This is a genomic window from Desulfitobacterium sp. (assembly GCF_034927245.1).
Lineage (GTDB): Bacteria > Bacillota > Desulfitobacteriia > Desulfitobacteriales > Desulfitobacteriaceae > Desulfitobacterium_A.
On sequence record NZ_JAYFQK010000049.1, the window covers coordinates 64,887 to 84,267 of the forward strand.

The window sequence follows — 19,381 nt, forward strand, 5'->3', positions numbered from 1 at the left end:
TCCTCACTTCCCAAAGGCTTCATGTTCCATCGGGGAATACTTATGCCCCTGGTAACTCACATAAATTCCCGTTCGTTTCGTTCGGAGTATATCCAAGTCGAGCGGAAGGTTCTCTAAATCGCATAGGCTTGCAATCACTTCTTCAGGACGCACACTGCCTTGATTTCCGACTTCAACTTCCAGTTCGAAAACGGCTTCGTCACCTTCGATATGACCTTCTAATTGCTTAACCCAAGGACGAATATTCTTCTCAACCCGTCCCTTTTTGCTGTAGCGCGAATATTGGATTTCCTCCCTGGCCAGCCATGAATCTATAGCCTCCTGCAAACGTTCCTGCGTTACAGGCAAGCCCATAGCCACCCTGATTCGATAACTCGCAGAATTCAAAATAGCCATTAATGCCTTGGTTCCCGGAGCAATGACCTGTCCTTCCAATAAACGGATCCCTTTCGGCAACTGTTCCTGGAGACGTCCAAGAATTTCCTTAAGCGGCAACTCCCGTGCTAATTCGATATCAACATACTCCCGTTCCCCTTCAACACCGACGGCTAGAGCCGAACCAAAGGAGATCTTGGGATGAGGATTAAACCCCTCAGAATAAGCCATTTGAATTCCGGCCCGACGTATTGAGCGTTCAAATACACGTGCTAAATCTAAATGAGCAATAAATTTTGCATCTTCCACTTTAGTAAAGGCGATTCTTACCCGCAAGGCACTCACCCTTTCAATTCAATCTGAACCCCTCTGCCCGGGCAAATTCCGCACCCGGTGCAATCTTCATATCTACAATCCAATGTTCTGGCTTCTTGCAAAGCTTTTCGGTGTTCCGCTATTAAGAAACGCTTGGTTACGCCGCTCTCCAGGTGATCCCAAGGGAGAACATCATCGTAATCCGTTGCACGGTTAGCATAGAAGTGAGGATCTATTCCCAGGACCTTGAAACTCTCCAGCCAGGTATCGTATTTAAAATGTTCGGCCCAGCCATCAAACTTACAACCGTTCTTAAAGGCCAATTCAAGAACATCCGCAAGACGGCGGTCACCTTTGGCAAAAACAGCTTCTAAAAAACTCGTTTCAACATCATGATAATTATATTTTATGCGGCGATCCCTCAGCTTCTCCTTAAGATATCTTTGTTTTTGTTCAAGGGATGCCATCCCCTCCTGCGGTTCCCATTGGAATGGAGTATGACCTTTGGGAACAAATGAACTGGTTGAAACCGTAACCTTGACATTGCGTCTTCCCAGTTTTGTCCCCAGATCAACCACTTGTTTGGCAAGGACAGCGATCCCATCGATATCTTCTTGGGTCTCCGTCGGCAGTCCGATCATAAAGTAAAGCTTAATCGTGGACCAACCCGCTTTAAACGCTGACTCGGCAGCCTGCATTAGGTTTTCCTCAGTGACTCCCTTGTTGATTACATCGCGCAGACGCTGTGTCCCCGCTTCGGGAGCAAACGTCAAACCCGACTTGCGGACTTTCTGGACTTCCTGGGCGAGTCCTACATCAAAAGAATCCAATCTCAACGAAGGAAGAGAAACGCTTACCTTTTCGTCACTGAATTTATCAAGAATCCCGTGAATTAAGGGCTGAACACATGTGTAATCTCCCGAAGAAAGTGAAGTTAATGAAACTTCTTCATACCCGGTCGCCTTCACCATTTCTTCCGTTTGGCGTAAAAGCGTTTCCGGAGAACGTTCCCGAACCGGCCGATAAATCATCCCCGCCTGGCAGAATCGGCAGCCTCTTGAACATCCTCTCATGACCTCCAGCATCATTCGGTCATGAACGATTCCCATATAGGGTACGATCGGATTTGTGGGGAAGAAGGCATCATCGAGATTTTGAACGACCGCCTTTTCGATTGTCTCCGGGGATCTCGGATCAGCGACCACCTTTTCAATCCGTCCATCTTCTTTGTAGGAGATATCATAAAATTCCGGGACATAAACCCCTTGAATTTTTGTAACCTTTAAGAGGAACTCTTCACGCGGCACCGGATTCTTCTTTTGCTCTTCAAGAAGCTTGAGAAGCTCCGGTACTGTCTCTTCTCCTTCACCCAGCATGAAGAAATCAATAAATGGGGCAATCGGTTCCGGAGTAAAGGCACACGGCCCCCCCGCAATAATCCAAGGGTGTTCCGGTCCGCGATCTTTAGCCCGAAGCGGTATTCCCGCAAGATCCAGCATGTTCAGGATATTCGAATAACTCATCTCATATTGCAGGGTAAAACCGATGATATCGAAATCCCGGAGTGGACGAAAAGATTCAAGGGTAAAGAGGGGGATCTTCTTTTCCCTCATTTTCTCCTCCATGTCTACCCAAGGAGCGAAAACCCGTTCACAGAGAGCATTTGCACTAGAATTAATAAGGGCATATAAAATTCGTGTACCTAAATGCGACATTCCGACTTCATAAACATCAGGGAAGGCAAAAACCATATGGACTGCTGTTTCTTCCCATTCTTTGTGAATCGAATTCCACTCAGAACCTAAATAGCGGCTTGGCTTTTGAACTTTCGGCAAGAATCTTTCAACCTGTTCACGTATTTCTGCCGCTGTCATATCACTCATGCTGAAGATGTTCCTCCTTGTTTCATTGTAATTAAATATTATAACACAAGTTGTCCGTATATACCAGGTCAGACCGGTCATCAACTGGCCCCTATATCACAGTTTACCCACCGGATAATGGATCCCATACTGCAGCATTCCCTCAACGACCTGCGTTTCCGTCAACATTTTCTCCGTCTGAAAATCTTTCCCCGGTAAATGAATCAAAGCATAGCGATCCGGCGTCAGCTCCTCCACAATTCGCACCAACGGGGTTTCGGCATAAGCGGTTAAAACTTTACTTTTCATTAGCCCCTTGTGGAGGAGTTCCTCCTTTTTGCGGGTCAGCTGACGGAGGAAAACAATTCGAGCGGATTCTATTTCCTTCTTTCCCGATAATAAAAAAAAGAGCGCTAAGATTAAAAATGTAATCAAGCTGCCCAAAGAATTTTCTTTTCCCGGCAGAGTCAGCCCCGCTATAACAAGAAACCCGCCAAACACTTGGCCGAGACGGGCAAATACTTTCGTTGTCCGGACAAAACCAAACGCATCTGAAAAAAGCGCCCTGGCCACCCGCCCTCCATCGAGGGGAAGAATGGGAAGCAAATTAAAAGCAGCCAGCCAAAAATTGATGCGTACAAAATCCTCCCCGCTCGGACCGTTCCAATAACCCAGCCAGCGTAGGGATTGGGCGGCAAACATCAGTACGAGGTTAAATACCGGTCCCGCAAGAGCCATGATACTCTCTTCGATTTTTCGTCCTTCAAAAAGATCATCACAATAGGCAGCCCCGCCAAACGGGAATAATTCCAGTCCCACAACCTGAAAACCATACGCCTTAGCGGTCAGCAAATGCGCCAGCTCATGGCCGATAACAAGGGCAAAGATTAGAAGAGCCTGGGTTATCAGCCCCAGGGCTCCATAAGCAAGCAGTACCAATAAAAATGTGGGATGAACTTTGATGCTCAGGCCGCGAATGTTTACAACTTCCAAACAGAACCCCCCTCTGTTAGAACGGACGCGTCAATTCAGGCGGGATAAACCTACCGGCAGAATCCCCGATGTTTTGGCTATGCTGAAATGGGTTTACTTCGCGGTCTGCACGAGATAAGGCAGTGGATTTACAGGCTTACCGTCTTTACGCAGCTCAAAATGGAGCCAGGGCTTCTTAAGCGGGGCTGAAAGTCCGACAGTACCAATTATATCCCCCGTCTGAATCGCTTGCCCCTTTTGAACCTTAACATCGCCTAGATTCGCAAGGACTGCTATCCAACCATTGGCAAAGTCCAGCTTAACGAGCCGGCCAAGCTGGGCATCTTCACCCACCTCGATCACAACCCCGGTATAAGGGGAAACGACGGGGATACCCAGCGAACTCCCGATATCAATTCCGTTATGAATACTTCCCTTGCCCTGCCCTCCATCCATTGTCCCAAAAGCGGCCATAACCGGACCCGATATTGGAGGAACAAATTTGCCCTTCATTGCGGCATCGACCGGAGTTGATTTACTTCCGATAGTCCCCATACCTAAGGCTTCCTTAGCCATATCATTCATTTGAGCATATAAATCCCCGTTTTGGATAGTTCCCTTATATGCCGAATAGATAAATTGGGACATAGCATCTTGGCCTTTGGAAGCAAAAAACATTAAAAGGAAAAAAACAACCGACAAAACTGCCTTTTTCTGCATTTCTGTCCAAGAATGAAGGATTTCTCGATTCGGGTGTTTTGGAGGCGTCCTTTTAACAGGCCAATCCTCAAACTTCATTCCGCGTTCACGTCCGACTTCTTGGGCGGCTCGTTCCCATTCCCAGTCATCCCAGCGTTCAAATGGATTCATTCTTTTCCACCCCTTAGCTCGTACACTTACTTATTCTTATGCCAAAGAATGAAAAAAAGAACTGCCTTGCCATCGGCAAAGCAGTTCTTTTTATCTAAATATATAACCTTCGTAGCAACTTCACGCACAGAAGTAAACGATTTCGCGGAAGGGCGGTAAGGTACATTACGCTTTCGTGGGGTAGCGAAGCCAGTGGTTCACTTCTGGTCGAGTCCCTGAGGTTTGGCGGAGCTCCCACGGAAGCTAATGTGCTAGCCCTGGAGCGCTAAGTGAACAGATGTGCGGGAAGTTGCGCTAAAACATCAGTCGCTGTCGTCTAATATTAATGCTTAACAAAAGGCCTACACCTATCATATTGGTCAACATCGCACTTCCGCCATAACTAATAAACGGAAGCGGAATCCCCGTTACCGGCATAATACCGGAAGTCATCCCGACATTGACAAGAATATGAAAGATATACATGCTCACGATTCCGGTGCTCACAAGCATTCCATATGCATCTTGAGATTTTGAAGCGATATTAATGGCTCGCAAAAGGAACATAGCAAACAAAAACAGCAAGGTAATCGTTCCAATAAATCCGAACTCTTCTCCAACTACAGAAAAGATAAAGTCTGTATGATGCTCTGGCAAAAAGTTGAGCTGAGCCTGTGTCCCTTCACGATATCCCTTACCCCAAAGTCCGCCTGAGCCTATGGCCCAGATCGATTGGATAATATGATATCCATCGCCTGAGGTATCTGACATCGGGTCCAAAAAGATGGTTAAACGTTTCAACTGATAATCATGGAACGGCAAAGGAAGACCTTCTGCAAATTTAAGAAAACCAGGTAAATCTGTAGAAAAATGCAGCCATAAAACGAAAGCAACAATTAAGAGTCCCACTGCTAAAAGTCCGCCAAATTTCCAAGGATTCGCCCCCGCGATAAACATCATCCCTACAAAAATCGCCGCAAAGACTAAGGTTGTTCCCAGGTCAGGTTGTTTAAAAATCAACGCCATGGGAACTGCTACATATAAAAAGGGTGGAATAAAATCCCGAAAGCGGTTTAATTTACCCTGTCGTTTAGCCAGAAAATCAGCAAACGTTAAGATGATAAAGATCTTGGCAAATTCAGAAGGCTGAATCTTAAAGCCCGCGGTCACCGGAATCCAACGCTGTGCTCCTTTAGCCGAGCTGCCAAAAACAAAAACGGCAAGCAGCAAAGCAATGTTGAATCCATAGATCCACCAACTAAACTTCCTAAACTTCTGATAATCGACGGAAGCGATCGCAATGGCAATACCAAGACCTATAACAATCCACATCAACTGGTTCTTCACATAATAATACGGTTGAGACTCAACTAAGTTTACGGATGCCGTACTCAAGATGACTAGGCTAGCACCCAAAAGAAGCAGAAGTATAAACACAAAGAAAAAATCGAGATTCTTAAAGGTGCGGCGATTAAGCATGAATAGTTCCCCTTTGTCAATTTCTCTGATTCAATTATAACATAAGGAACTAGAATTCTAAAAATCTTGTCTATAACTGAACTTTTTCCCTATTCGCTGCATAATCCCTCTTCATGCGAACAACAGGAATATTCGCAACTAAAGCAACCTCACGATCATCTTGGCTGAGATTAACCTCCAAAGCAGATTCATCAATTTCCATATAGTTTGTAATGACCTTAATTAAATCTTCTTTCAAATTGTTCAGCATCTGGGGCGAAATACTGGCTCGATCATGTACAAGAACAAGGCGTAAGCGTTCTTTTGCAATGTTTTTGGAAGAATCTTCACGGCCAAGCATCTTATTAATAAACTCTAACAAGCTTAACTCCTCCTCTCTGCGTCCAAACACTAATGCATTCCAAAGAATCTTTTTACCTTGTCAACAAAACCATCCGGAGCATCAAGGTTCATAAGAGGTACTTCTTCCCCTTGGATTCTTCGAGTAATGCGACGATAGGCTTCACCGGCATGAGAGGAAGAATCGATCACCGCAGGTTCTCCGCGGTTTGTCGAGATGACAATGCTTTCATCATCAGGAACAACTCCAATGAGATCGATCGCCAAAATATCCATAATATCGGAAATATCCATCATGTCCCCGCGTTTAACCATGGCAGGACGAATCCGATTGATAATAAGGCGTGGATTTCTTAGGTCTGCGGCTTCCAATAACCCAATAATCCGATCCGCATCACGAACGGCACTGACTTCCGGTGTTGTAACCACAATGGCACGGTCAGCCCCTGCAATCGCATTGCGGAAGCCTTGTTCAATTCCGGCGGGACAATCGATGATTGCATAATCGTACTCATTCTTGAGTTCCTGTGCTAAGGCTCTCATCTGGTCTTGATTAACAGCCGACTTATCCTTTGTTTGAGCAGCCGGTAAAAGATAAAGATTTTCGAAACGCTTGTCTTTAATTAAAGCTTGCTTCAAACGGCAGTTTCCGCTGGTTACATCGACAATATCATAAACGATCCGGTTCTCCAGACCCATTACTACATCCAAATTACGTAAACCGATATCGGTATCCACCAGAACCACTTTATGTCCCACAGCCGCAAGACCCGTTCCAATGTTGGCCGAGGTGGTCGTTTTACCAACTCCTCCCTTTCCCGATGTCACGACAATAACTTCTCCCATAGCTAAACCTACCTTTCCAAAATTATTCGTGTATCAACTCGGAATATCTTGTTCTATCTCCCTTTTCCTCTTATCCCGATTATCTGTAATCCATCAACCATGAGCTGATTGTCTTTAATTTTTGCAATTTCAGGACCGCGCCAATCCTCCGTTCCTTCCGGTGAGCGAGCTACGACATCTGCAATCCGTAACTGAGTTGGAGCAAGATGGTATGCACTAACGGTTGCTTTGCGTTCCCCGGTTGCTCCGGCATGAGCAACCCCACGAAGTGAACCCATAACGGCTATATTTCCTGTCGCAATTATTTCAGCCCCGGGATTGACATCTCCAAGGACAACGACATGTCCTTCAAATTGAATACTTGCTCCGGAGCGCAGAGTCCGTTCAACAAAAAGACAAGGACCTTCAACCATGTCCTCATCCCAAACTCGGGCTTTCTCCGATTCAATATTAACAGAATTTGAATTCTGGATCGGGGTATAAACTTGCTCAGCAGTTAACCAACCCGCTAAAGTAAGTCCATATTGGGTTAGAGCTTGCCCTAATTCTTCTTTTTCCTCAATCGCAAAATTTCTGTCTCCCCCGTAACAGCGAACGGCTGCTCCCTGAAGAAATTGTTCTGAATCACTAAGCAGCTTCTGAAGTTCATCCATCAAAACTGAGAATTCCGCCTCAGGATCCAAATATAAAACCAATCCATCCCTAGTTCCTTTTAAGGCTATGTGTTCTATCAATGGTAATCCCCCGCCCAATAAGATGCTTGTTCAATAAGTTCTACAAAACGGTTCAAATACCCTTTAACCTACGAAAAAAAACAAGGATGAATTTCCTTGTTTTTCTGCGTCGTTTCGTATTTTTACCGCATAGATCATCTACCCGAAGTTGATTTCCATCCAAAATACTGCATAAAAGCGGCTTTAGCGACAACTCCTGCTGTTTCACCGCCATGGCCCCCGTACTCGACAGCCCCTGCAAATGCTACTTGCGGATCATCATAAGGAGCAAAGGCCACAAACATTCCATTAAATAAGTTCCCGGCAATCGTATCTTTTGAACCAAGCTGGGCTGTTCCGGTTTTTCCCCCTCCTGTGAATTCCGGAACATCGGCGAAAAGCCATGCCGCCGTTCCTTCGCCGCTCGTTACGGCAGCCATTCCTTTTTTCACAGTCTCCATATCTTCGGGTGATACTGAGACGTTATTTAACACCTTAGGTTCGTTTTGGCTGACAACTTCACCGCTCACCGGATCAAGGATCTTATCAACGACATAGGGCTGCATCCGCTTTCCCCCATTAACTATAGTCGCCACATAATTAGCCAACTGAAGAGGAGTATAGACGTTATACCCTTGGCCGATGGAATTGTTAAAGCTATCATAAATCTTCCAGTCGGATTCGTAATTATACCAATTATTAACATCTCTGATTTCTGCTTCTTTTTTCTTGAGAAGGTCCTGCTTCGTTTTCTCGTCTGTTGCCTGAGAGATCTTTGGGTCGTATTTCGTATCAATGGCTTTCAATTTTTCATCCCGAAGCTTTCCGTAGTACGACTTTTTCCATTCGGCAGAAGGAGCTATCCCAGTGGCTTCGCCCGGTAAATCTATCCCGCTTTTTACCCCTAGGCCAAACTCATTGGACAGCTGTTTCATGAGCTCGGGGTTTGATTCAAAAACACGCCGTCCGACAATTTGGAAATAGATATTTGAAGAATGAGCAAGTCCGCGCGTCATATTGACCATTCCGAAGTCCAATCCGCCGCCCCATTCTTCTGTTCCTTGCATCTGTACACTGGGTGACCCCAGTGAAGACATCACATCTCGGAAAGACTCATTAGGTGTCACCACTTTGGAATCTAAAGCAGCCATTGCCGTTAACATTTTATACGTTGAACCCGGAGGATATAACCCAGACAGCGCACGGTTATAGGAAGCCGCATCTGCTTCATTCTTAAAATACTTCTCGGCGACGTCCTCGGATATCGTACCGATCAAATCATTAGGATTCATATAGGGACGCGAAGCCATTGCTAAAATTTTGCCTGTTTTAACATCGATCATCACAGCCGCTCCGGCTTTAGCATCGGCATGCGACTTTTGAACCTCGGCTATAACCTGATCCAAAGTGGTCTGCACTGTCTGCTGAAGATTGGCGTCAAGCGTGAGTTGCACCGTTTTACCCGGTTCGGCCGGTTGGATAACCTTTTTGTTGATCGGTCGCGCGCTGTTGTCCACGACAACCTGCTGAGTTCCTTCCTTACCGCGCAACCAATAATCATAGCTCTTCTCGACACCCATTTTACCGACGAGGTCTCCTTGGGTATACGTAAAGCCGTATTGTTTCGCTAAAGGCTGCTCATTAAACTGTGGGATCTCCTCAGGACTGATTTCCCGAACATAACCCAAGACTTGTCCCATCAAGAAGTTTTGAGGATAAGAACGCACAGGCAATGCATCAATACTTACTCCCGGGAGTTCATCCTGATGTTCGGTTATAACCGCTTGCAGCGTTTCCGGAACATTCGATAAGACAGTGACCGGACGATATCTCTCCCATTGTTGATTTTGGATCATCGCAAAGATGTCTTCAGTAATGGCATCCACCGACTCCGCTTGATTTGTCCAATACGGTTGAATATACCCTGCAAGGCGATGAACCACCTCTTTCCAATCCGTATTCTTTGCTTTTTGTAAATCCAGCCAATCGATGGTTATTGCAAATTCGGGAACACTCGTTGCCAGCAGCGTACCATTACAATCCTTAATATCCCCGCGCGTTGGGGGAACGGTAACGAGCTGCATCACATTTCCCTTAGCCATAGTTGCATAATAGGATGATTGCGAAATCTGTAACCGCCATAGATTAAAAGCGAGAATTGCGAAAACCAGTAATACGACGATACCTAAACCCCTTAACCGATGCAAATACGGTTTGCGCTCTTGCTCTTCCATAAGATCCTCCAATAATAAAAAGTAAGTCTACTTTATCCTACGATGCATGTGGGTTAGTCCGGCAGGATAAGGGCGACTAGGTCGCTACCTCGCTTTGCTCGCTACCGACTAAGTCTTCTTTACCCCACGATGCATGTGGGGTAGTCCGGCGGGATAAGGGCGACTAGGTAACTGTCTTCGCTCCGCTCGCCACTTACCAAGTCTACTTTACCCTACGATGCATGCGGGTTAGTCCGGCAGGGTAAGCGCGACTAGGTCGCTACCTCGCTTTGCTCGCTACCGACCAAGTCTTCTTTACCGTTCGTACTTGGGGCGGTATTTTAGCCATCCCTTCACAAACGAGCGATGTATCCAGGGATAAGTGATCGGTACCAAAACTGCATTATAAAGCGAAACGCCGCCGACTAACCTTAGTGCGGCATAAAAAGTCCACCCTGTGCCCGCTCCTAGATTTAAGAATACGATCACCAATTGGCCCATAAATGTGACTAAGAAAACAATGAGAATGATCAAAGGAAGGTTTTCGCGATTCCACCGTTGGGCAAGCCAGCCCGTTAAAAGGGCAACAACTGCCAAAGTTAAGGAGTACATGCCGAAATGCCGGCCAATGTAAAGATCCTCTATAATACCGGCACCTAAACCCCAAAGCGCTCCGGACAAAGGGCGATGGTGCAACGCCATATAGATAATGAAAAGCATAATCAGATCGGGTTTAATATCACCCCAGGACCAAAAATAGAACGCCGTTCCCGGCAAGATCAGGCTGAGGAGAAGCATTAAAGCCATTAATAAATAACGCATTTTACTCCCCCTCCGCTTTCTTCACAATATAAACCTCTTCCAGAGAATCAAAGTCCTCCAAAGGATTGATATAGGCTGTTTTTAGAAGTCCGGAGCTATCCAGTTGAATTTGTTCAACTTTGCCGATCGGAATATCTTTGGGATAAACCCCTCCCAGCCCTGAAGTCAGCACAAGATCACCAATATTGACATTATCTTCACGGCGAAACAGCATCTGCAAATTTCCTTTGGCATCAAGTCGGGAAGTCTGTTTATAGGTTCCTTCAACAATGCCAAAGGTTGCATTGCCTGTGCTGCCACGCACCAAGGCGCTTACTTTTCCTTCTCCATCCGTAATCATAAGGACTTCACACGTGCTGGGAGTAACCGCGACAACCTTACCCACCAGTCCATACTGAGCTATTATAGGATTATTTACTGCAACCCCGTCGTTACTCCCTTTGTTTAGGGTAAGCGTTTGATACCAAGCCGTAGGATTGCGATTTGTGATACTTGCACCGCTTTTTTCATATTTGCTCAAGGTAGGGCTGTTAAAAAGGCCCTGATCGAGTGCATTGTACCTTAATCCTGCTAATACCTGTTCTTTGAGCTCCAGATTATCCCCTGTAAGCTGCTCCACCCGTTTCTTCAGCGCTTCGTTTTCTGCTTCCACACTTCGGAAATTCCAAAGCGCGCGGGTATTATTGCGAATTCCGTTACCCGCTTGTAATATGACACTTTCAACAGGGCTTAGCACCCGGTGCAAAGCATTGCCTACAGGATTGGAAAAAGTGTTTCCAATCCCTGTTAACCGAATACTAATCAGCACGCCCAAAATCAGGAAGAAAATGAGCACGATGATTCCTGTTGCCGTAACTTTTCTTTTCCCCACCGAGGTTTCCTCCCCGTTCTCCTTAAGCCTTTTGCAAAGCGGCTATCCTGCGGAGAACTTCCGGATCCTCTAAAACCTTTCCGGTGCCGAGAGCAACACAAGAAAGAGGATCCTCAGCCAGATGAACAGGCATTCCTGTCTCGTCGGAAATCAATTCATCCAGATTATTAAGCAAAGAACCTCCGCCGGCCATCATAATTCCGCGATCCATAATATCAGCCGCCAGTTCAGGAGGGGTTTTTTCCAAACAAGACTTAACCGCTTCAACAATCGCCATCACCGGTTCTTGGAGCGCCTCCTGGATTTCTTTTGCGGTGACTTCAATCGTCTTGGGCAGTCCTGTGAGCAGGTCTCGACCGCGCACAGTATAATTAAGTCCTGCTTCCGCCTTATAAGCCGCTCCGATTTCCATCTTGATATCCTCAGCCGTCCGATATCCCACCATCAAATTATAATGACGCTTAATATGGGCAACGATTGCATCGTCCATCTCATCTCCGGCAATTCGTATGGATAGGCTTGTAACAATTCCACCTAAAGAAATCACAGCGACTTCAGTTGTTCCTCCGCCAATGTCGACGATCATATTCCCAGTCGGTTCGCTGACCGGCAGACCTGCTCCGATCGCCGCTGCCATAGGCTCCTCCATAATGACCGGTTCCTTGGCACCCGCAGCTATGGCCGCTTCTCTAACCGCCCGTTCTTCAACAGGGGTTACTCCCGAAGGAACACAGATCACGACTCGAGGGCGTGCAAAAGGCGATTCCGTACCTAATGCTCGGGAAATAAAATATTTCAGCATTTTTTGAGTGACATTAAAATCAGAGATCACGCCATCTTTCAAGGGGCGAATTGCAACAATATTACTCGGTGTCCTGCCGATCATCTCTTTTGCCTTATCCCCAACGGCCAGCGGAGTTTTCTTTTCGACATCAATTGCTACAACAGAGGGTTCGCGGATCACAATTCCTTTACCGCGAATATGAACCAACGTATTTGCCGTTCCTAAATCAATTCCAAGATCTTTACCAAACATCATAATGTAAGAAGCTCCTTCCGTCTCTCGTGTCTAAAAAAGGGGACCCAAATTACTTTACGTATCAACATTATTAATTCAGTAGGCTCTTTGTCCTCCAAATAATGGACAACTTCTTTTCATGTCTTTATAATATGCCACGTTCTTTAAGGCTTATGTACCGGTTATCGCCAATAATCACGTGATCCAAAACCTCAATTCCCAATATTTTACCTCCGTCAGCTAACCGCTTTGTCACATCAATATCTTCACGGCTGGGCGTCGGATCTCCGCTTGGGTGGTTATGTAAAAGAATAATGGCATTAGAATTCCGGCGAATCGCCTCTTTGAAACATTCTCTCGGATGAACCAGAGAAGAATTAAGTGATCCAATCGAAACCGAACTGATACCCAAAACATGATTTTTCGTGGATAAACTAACAATTCGAAAATGCTCTCGGTCAAGATAACGCATTTCTTCCATGACAAGATGGGCGACATCCTGGGGAGAGTTAATAACCGGGCGAGTCATCGGCTCGGCGGAAACAGAACGCCTGCCAAGTTCAAGGGCTGCTTTTAACTCTGCTGCTTTTGCCTGCCCCAATCCATGCAGTTGTGTCAAATCATGAACGCTCATTCGCGCCAATCCTGCTATGCCGCCTGCTTCGCTGAGAAGCCTTTCTGCAAAGTCAAGAACATTCTCTCCTTTTAAACCTGTGCGTAAAAGAATAGCTAAGATTTCTTTATTTGAAAGCGTCTCCGCACCAAACTGAAATAAGCGTTCACGGGGCAATAAATCCTCGGAAAGATCCTTTAACCGACGATAATCCATCCTCCACCTCGCGAAGGGTGATATTTTCCTGCTCAATCCCCCACGCTCTTAGTCTCTCACTCACATATTCCATAGGCAGTCCAATAACATTGCTCAAAGATCCTTCATAATGTTCTACAAAATCCTTCGCCCCGCCTTGTATTGCATAGGCCCCGGCCTTATCCATAGGTTCCCCTGTGGCAATATAGGCTTTTATCTCTTCTAAGGTAATGGGCCGAAAGAAAACCTGGGTTCGGATTGCCGTATTTTCCCGGCATCCTGTTCCATTCACCAGCGCTACCCCTGTATAAACATCATGATGCCGTCCACTCAGCCGTTGGAGCATTGTTTGGGCTTCCTTTTCGTCTGCGGGCTTTCCCAGAATCTGATCATCGATAGCCACGATTGTATCTGCTCCCAGGATAATATCTTCCGCACAACCGCCTGAATTTATCCAAGCCTTTTGACCGGCAAGCGCTTTTCGTAAAGCCAATTCTTGAACCCCAGCCTCGGGTTTAATTTTTAAGGGAAGTTCTTCTGATACATCTGCTTTCTGGAGAACGAATGAAAAGCCCCCTTCTTTAAGCAACATTGCACGCCGCGGTGATGTCGAGGCCAGAACCAACATTCTACCACTTCCTTGAGAGATAATACCCACCGAGTGCCCCCAAAATGGTGGTAAAATTAATGCTTAAGCGGAGTCCAAAGGAAAGGGAAAGGAAGAAGAAATCCAAATAGGTGTGCGAGGGAAAGTCAATGACTGCAGGCCGAAGAAACGGGCTGAAAATCCCATACTTTTCAAGGCCAAAACCAATCAGAGTTCCGAGAGCAGCTCCGGTGAAGATAAGAATAATGGTTCGACCCACCCCGGAATTAGTACGACTTGCCGGCATATTGTCCCCCCCTTCCAAATAGCAACGCAGCCAGGATACTAAGCTCCTGGCTGGTTGTCAAATCAATATAAAGTTTAGCACCTTATGGGGTGAAGTGCAACAAAAGAGTAAGACTTTTTAGCCTTACCCTCGATTCGTTTGCTTATCGAAAATACCCCGCCCTATAACCTTTGGGCTCCGACGTTAAAGGTCAGAACTTCAAGATTAACGGCCAAGTCTACATTTCTAAGTTCAACTTCAGGTGGAACATTAAGAACACCGGGAGCGAAATTGAGAATTGCTTGCACTCCGGAAGCAACAAGCTTATCGGCAATTTCTTGAGCTACAGATGAAGGTACGGCAATAATACCGATTTGGGTCTTATTCGCAACGACAACTTCTTCAAGTTTTTCAATCGGCATAACTTCAACACCGTTGATGATCGTGCCTATCTTTTCAGGATCATTATCAAACAGACTCGTAATTACAAAACCGCGTTCTCTAAAACCCTTGTAGGAAGTTAAGGCTAAACCTAAGTTCCCTAAACCGACAAGCGTTACGCTCCAATCCTGAGCAAGTCCCAGAATTTTCAAGATGTGCCGATGAAGATCTTTAACATTGTAACCTACACCGCGTGTACCAAATTCTCCGAAATAAGCCAAGTCTTTTCGGACCTGTGCCGGGCTTACACCCACTCCCTCAGCTACATCACCAGAAGAGATTGTAATGATACCTTTCCGATCCACTTCCGTTAAGTATCTTGAATATACCGAGAGACGAATAATCGTAGCTTCTGGTATTTTTAATGTCTTCAACAGAATCCCTCGTTTCTAACCATCTTAATTTGAAATTAAAGTAAGTTAATTATATCACTAAGCAGAAAAAAGGCAAATGTCTTACCTATCAATTTTTTGAACTCTCTTTATAATATTATCTTATAAGTGAATTTAGTGTATTCTGATATTCCGAGAATAGAAGTAATAGCCCTTGATATTGGGAATCGGAGTCCGAATTTTTCTCCGCCTCGAGGACATGGGCAGTCGCTTGTTGCAATGGATTAAGTTTCTTCGGCCACGAGGTCAGCATTTCTTTTTCTAATAAGTTTAATGTATCTCCTCGTTGACCCGGTTTCGTCTTAAGAAAATTCTGGACATGGAGAAGAATCTGGGCTGTTTGTTCAGCTCCACTGCCTGAAATTTTATAAGCCTGTCCCGGTACGACGAAATGCTTTACTACATTTACCACGCCACCTTCCTTAAGCCCTTCCCGTAATGAATTCAGCTCACCTTGTTCATGAGCATACCCAATTGCTACTGTCCAAGGATTTTGACCCACAATTTGTGTTTCCCAGCCTAGTTTCTCTAAACGACTCTTTTCTGATTTCGCATTTTCCTCTGCTTGAAAAACACCGACTTGACATATCCAAAAATCAAGTCCGTCCAAAGTAACCTGTAGTTCCTCAACTTTTGAAGAATCGGCTGCAGCTTGTGAAACATTCGTTTGGGGTTCGGTTAGTATTCTAATGTAAGTATTGCCAAGATAACCCATCATCCATACAAGAATAGCCAATCCGATCAGAACCGGTCCCCCGATTTTCCAATGCACTCCCGCCCTCATGCCCCAGCCTCCCTATTTTAATCCAACCTATTAATAGTGTCGTCGGACAACCCTTATAAATCAATTTTATGCTTGGAAAAAAGGGATCATACCTCAATGCCTTAACTTATCGTCATGCGGACTGTGAAAAAGACAAGGGGCTGTTGCTAAACCTATGGTCGTGTAGTTTCGGGTCTTTGGCAATAGTCCATAATTATGTGCGCGCGAAAACGGGGCTGTCTTGCGACAGCCCCTTCAAAGGTTATATTTTAAAAAATATTGAATTTCATTCGATGACTTTAGATAACCAACGAAATGATTTTAAATATGATTGCAGCTATCAAAGCGGAAGTCGGAATAGTAATAACCCATGCTGTAAGCATTTGCTGAGCTATTCCCCAGCGCACAGCCGAAACCCGTTTGGCGCTTCCGACTCCCATGATAGAACCGGAAACAACATGCGTTGTTGAGACAGGAAGATGTAAACCGGGGAAAGCAGTCGCCACCCAAATTACAATAGAAGAACTTAAATCTGCGGCAAAGCCATTGATCGGTTCAAGCTTGAAAATCTTAGCTCCCATCGTTCGAATAATCTTCCATCCGCCAACAGACGTTCCGGCTGCCATCGCAAGCGCACAGGCAATCTTAACCCAAAGCTGGGGATTAAGATTGGCCGGATCCTGAAGACCGGCGGCGACAAGGGCCAGAGTAATAATACCCATCGACTTTTGAGCATCATTTGATCCATGATTATAGGAAAGCAGTGCAGCTGAAAGGACTTGCATTTTCCGAAAACCATGATTGACCTTTGAAGGGGATACATTTCTAAACAAAAAGAAAAGGGTCTTCATTATTATAAAACCAAGAATAATACCGATAATGGGAGAGATAAGAAGAGCCAGGACAATCTTCGTAAGTCCGCCCCAATGCAAAACTCCAAATCCGGCATATGCGGCCCCCGCTCCCATCATGCCGCCGATAATGGCATGTGATGAGCTGCTCGGAATTGCGAAATACCACGTAATTATATTCCACGTAATTGCGCCGATCAAAGCAGCAATGACAACCTCTGAAGTAACATACTCCGGAGAAACAATATCCTTAGCAATGGTTTGCGCTACGCCTGTACTCACAAGTGCGCCCACAAAATTAAGACAAGCAGCCATTACAACGGCACGCTTCGGAGTTAACGCCCGGGTCGATACGCTTGTTGCAATAGCATTTGCCGTATCATGGAAACCATTAATGTAATCAAAAGCTAGGGCGCAAAAAACAACAATAACGAGCAACGCCCCAGAACTAATCATATTTTAAAACAACTCCTTTGAGGAGATCGGCAATCGTTTCACAATGATCCAACGTGTTTTCCACGTGTTCTAAAATTTCCTTCCACTTGATAACCTCAATCGCATCTTTCTCGCATTCAAATAAACGGGCGACTTCATGTCGATATAATCTATCTCCCGCGCTTTCCAATTCATATATCTTTTCGGTAGCGGCCAATATTTCTGCTTTTTTGAAATGAATATTGTCCAGAGAAGCAAAAGCTTTTTGGATTTCAAAAGTCGCCAGCACAATGTGGTTTACAAGCTCCTGCGTTCCAATAGACGGTTTTTTCGTTTTATAGAGCATCATCCGCTCTACTGCGCCTTCCGAATGATCGACAACATCGTCTAAAACTTGGGCTAAGGTATAGATATCTTCACGGTCGAGCGGAGTTATAAATGTTGAATTAAGTCGATCAATGATCTCGGTAGTTATATCATCTGCTTTGTGTTCAAGCTCATGAATCGCGTCGGCGTCTTCCTCTGATACAAAATCTTGTTTGAAAAATACTTCGATCTTTTGTGCAGCCTCACAGACAACATCAGTGCACTGCCGAAACAAAGTAAAAAACTTCTCTTCTTTTGGTGACATGCCTAGCATACTTAAACCTCCATATTCTTTTCGACAATATCCTGTTGTATTTTATCAAAATCTTAGCGTCTTATTGTTAAATCTGTGTTAACTTTTTAAAAAAATTTATGCTAAATTGATGAAGATGTTAAATATTATGATAGCTATTCACCAAAAATATCCATCAAAGCCATTCGCGCTTCAGAAATCATATACAGTGACCCTGTTACACAGAGCATGTCACCTGAACTCAATCGCTGATAACCTTCAACCACTGCAGCAGTCGGAGACTCAATTGTTGTTACAGGCAATCCCTTTTGAGCTGCCAGCACCCCCAGGTACTCCCAGTTCCCGGCCCGTGGAGAATTGGGTTTGGTAATAATCACTTCATCGGCAAAGGGGAGCAAGATCTCAGCGACTTTTTCCCGTTCTTTATCGCCAAGCATTCCCAAGCAAAGGATTAAACGTTTGTGCTTAAAAAGTTGCAAAGCATCGGCTAACGTATGAGCACCATCCACATTATGCGCACCATCAATCAAAACCGTGGGCTCTAATGACAACACTTCAAGCCGACCCGGCCAACGCGTTTTCCGGAGTCCCTCATAAATGGCCTCCCGAGGAATTTTGATGCCATATTTTGACTGCAAAACTTCACAAACTGTGACTGCTGTTGCCGCATTTTTAATTTGGTGCGCACCAACCAAGCTCAAACGGATTCGGGGATAATTGCCGTGTAAGCCGCTTAGATCAAATTCCTGTTCCAATTCGCTGCTCCAGTGACTGTTCCAGCAGACCTTCTCTCCGACAACCCAAAGCGGAATATTCAGAGCCTTCGCCCGTTCCCGAATCACCCGCAACGCCTCGGGGCGCTCGGCAGCGGTAATCGCCGCCGAGTTTGGCTTGAGAATCCCCGCTTTAACCGCAGCAATTTCTTCAAGTGTTTTTCCCAAGAGATCCATATGATCCATTCCCACATTCGTAATGACAGAGATCAAGGGCTGCACAACATTTGTCGAATCGATAGCTCCGCCCAGCCCAACTTCAATCACCGCAAAATCAACCTTTTGTTGAGCAAAGTATAAAAATGCTAAAGTCGTGCTCACTTCAAACTCTGTCGGATGCTCAACTCCGTCTTGGATCAAATGTTCAAGATGAGGACGAAGGGTATCCACTAAGCGCGCAAGCTCTTGCTTGGGAATCATTTCCCCATTGATCATCATCCGTTCGCGATAATCGTTAAGATGCGGTGACGTAAATAACCCGACACGAAATCCTGCTTCCTCAAGGATCTTAGCTACCATTATGCTGGTTGAACCCTTGCCGTTCGTTCCCCCAATATGAATCACGCGCAACGCTTTTTCCGGGTTGCCTACGCGTTGGAGAAGAGCTTGGATACGGTCTAACCCTAAGTTAATCCCAAACTTCGTCAGATGGATCAGGTAATCCAAGGCAGCTTGATACGCTTGCTCCCCTTGGAGTCCTTTTATATTCTCATCCTCTTTATCCAAAACTTTACCCTCTTTTCCCCATACATT

The 19,381-nt window shown here is 45.4% G+C and carries 20 protein-coding genes; all 20 read right to left on the minus strand.

What is annotated here, in order from left to right; genetic code table 11:
• Positions 1-3 precede the first annotated feature (3 nt).
• Positions 4-720 (minus strand): TIGR03936 family radical SAM-associated protein, encoded by a 717-nt coding sequence (locus VB077_RS11985; protein ID WP_323415480.1) that lies wholly within the window; start codon positions 718-720, stop codon positions 4-6.
• Positions 717-2,573 carry a TIGR03960 family B12-binding radical SAM protein gene (locus VB077_RS11990; protein ID WP_323415481.1) on the minus strand — a complete coding sequence of 619 codons (1,857 nt, stop codon included), beginning with the start codon at positions 2,571-2,573 and terminating at the stop codon, positions 717-719. Before VB077_RS11990 ends, VB077_RS11985 begins: the two co-directional genes overlap by 4 nt.
• Before the next feature lie 96 nt (positions 2,574-2,669).
• Positions 2,670-3,545, minus strand: coding sequence for a M50 family metallopeptidase (locus VB077_RS11995; RefSeq protein WP_323415482.1), 876 nt, complete (start codon positions 3,543-3,545; stop codon positions 2,670-2,672).
• A 93-nt stretch (positions 3,546-3,638) separates the two neighbouring features.
• Positions 3,639-4,394 carry a murein hydrolase activator EnvC family protein gene (locus tag VB077_RS12000; RefSeq protein WP_323415483.1) on the minus strand — a complete coding sequence of 252 codons (756 nt, stop codon included), beginning with the start codon at positions 4,392-4,394 and terminating at the stop codon, positions 3,639-3,641.
• 294 nt (positions 4,395-4,688) lie between these two features.
• Positions 4,689-5,852, minus strand: a complete 1,164-nt coding sequence (rodA, locus tag VB077_RS12005) for a rod shape-determining protein RodA (RefSeq protein WP_323415484.1) — start codon at positions 5,850-5,852, stop codon at positions 4,689-4,691.
• A gap of 70 nt (positions 5,853-5,922) precedes the next feature.
• Positions 5,923-6,213: a cell division topological specificity factor MinE gene (gene minE, locus VB077_RS12010; RefSeq protein WP_323415485.1), complete on the minus strand. Its 291-nt coding sequence runs from the start codon at positions 6,211-6,213 to the stop codon at positions 5,923-5,925.
• Positions 6,214-6,242: 29 nt separating this feature from the next.
• Positions 6,243-7,037, minus strand: coding sequence for a septum site-determining protein MinD (minD, locus tag VB077_RS12015; RefSeq protein ID WP_323415486.1), 795 nt, complete (start codon positions 7,035-7,037; stop codon positions 6,243-6,245).
• Between the two features lie 53 nt (positions 7,038-7,090).
• Positions 7,091-7,771 (minus strand): septum site-determining protein MinC, encoded by a 681-nt coding sequence (gene minC / locus VB077_RS12020; RefSeq protein ID WP_323415487.1) that lies wholly within the window; start codon positions 7,769-7,771, stop codon positions 7,091-7,093.
• 134 nt (positions 7,772-7,905) lie between these two features.
• Entirely contained in the window at positions 7,906-9,984 is a 2,079-nt protein-coding gene (gene mrdA / locus VB077_RS12025) for a penicillin-binding protein 2 (RefSeq protein ID WP_323415488.1), read from the minus strand.
• Between the two features lie 294 nt (positions 9,985-10,278).
• Positions 10,279-10,785: a rod shape-determining protein MreD gene (gene mreD, locus VB077_RS12030; protein ID WP_323415489.1), complete on the minus strand. Its 507-nt coding sequence runs from the start codon at positions 10,783-10,785 to the stop codon at positions 10,279-10,281.
• 1 nt (position 10,786) lies between these two features.
• Positions 10,787-11,656 (minus strand): rod shape-determining protein MreC, encoded by an 870-nt coding sequence (gene mreC / locus VB077_RS12035; RefSeq protein WP_323415490.1) that lies wholly within the window; start codon positions 11,654-11,656, stop codon positions 10,787-10,789.
• Between the two features lie 22 nt (positions 11,657-11,678).
• The gene (locus VB077_RS12040; RefSeq protein ID WP_323415491.1) at positions 11,679-12,695 is read right to left on the minus strand and encodes a rod shape-determining protein; all 1,017 of its coding nucleotides are present in this window, start codon (positions 12,693-12,695) and stop codon (positions 11,679-11,681) included.
• A gap of 124 nt (positions 12,696-12,819) precedes the next feature.
• Positions 12,820-13,503 (minus strand): RadC family protein, encoded by a 684-nt coding sequence (gene radC / locus VB077_RS12045; protein ID WP_323415492.1) that lies wholly within the window; start codon positions 13,501-13,503, stop codon positions 12,820-12,822.
• A complete protein-coding gene (locus tag VB077_RS12050) occupies positions 13,454-14,110 on the minus strand; it encodes a Maf family protein (protein ID WP_323415493.1) in 657 nt (218 codons plus the stop codon). Before VB077_RS12050 ends, radC begins: the two co-directional genes overlap by 50 nt.
• Before the next feature lies 1 nt (position 14,111).
• On the minus strand, positions 14,112-14,375 hold the full coding sequence (locus VB077_RS12055) for a DUF4321 domain-containing protein (protein WP_323415494.1): 264 nt from the start codon (positions 14,373-14,375) through the stop codon (positions 14,112-14,114).
• A 161-nt stretch (positions 14,376-14,536) separates the two neighbouring features.
• Positions 14,537-15,169 (minus strand): redox-sensing transcriptional repressor Rex, encoded by a 633-nt coding sequence (locus tag VB077_RS12060; RefSeq protein ID WP_323415495.1) that lies wholly within the window; start codon positions 15,167-15,169, stop codon positions 14,537-14,539.
• A 115-nt stretch (positions 15,170-15,284) separates the two neighbouring features.
• Positions 15,285-15,971, minus strand: coding sequence for an SPOR domain-containing protein (locus tag VB077_RS12065; RefSeq protein ID WP_323415496.1), 687 nt, complete (start codon positions 15,969-15,971; stop codon positions 15,285-15,287).
• A 278-nt stretch (positions 15,972-16,249) separates the two neighbouring features.
• On the minus strand, positions 16,250-17,257 hold the full coding sequence (locus VB077_RS12070; protein WP_323415497.1) for an anion permease: 1,008 nt from the start codon (positions 17,255-17,257) through the stop codon (positions 16,250-16,252).
• On the minus strand, positions 17,250-17,876 hold the full coding sequence (locus VB077_RS12075; RefSeq protein WP_323415498.1) for a DUF47 domain-containing protein: 627 nt from the start codon (positions 17,874-17,876) through the stop codon (positions 17,250-17,252). Before VB077_RS12075 ends, VB077_RS12070 begins: the two co-directional genes overlap by 8 nt.
• A 134-nt stretch (positions 17,877-18,010) precedes the next feature.
• Complete coding sequence (locus VB077_RS12080) at positions 18,011-19,354, minus strand: folylpolyglutamate synthase/dihydrofolate synthase family protein (protein WP_323415499.1); 1,344 nt, start codon at positions 19,352-19,354, stop codon at positions 18,011-18,013.
• Positions 19,355-19,381 lie beyond the last annotated feature (27 nt).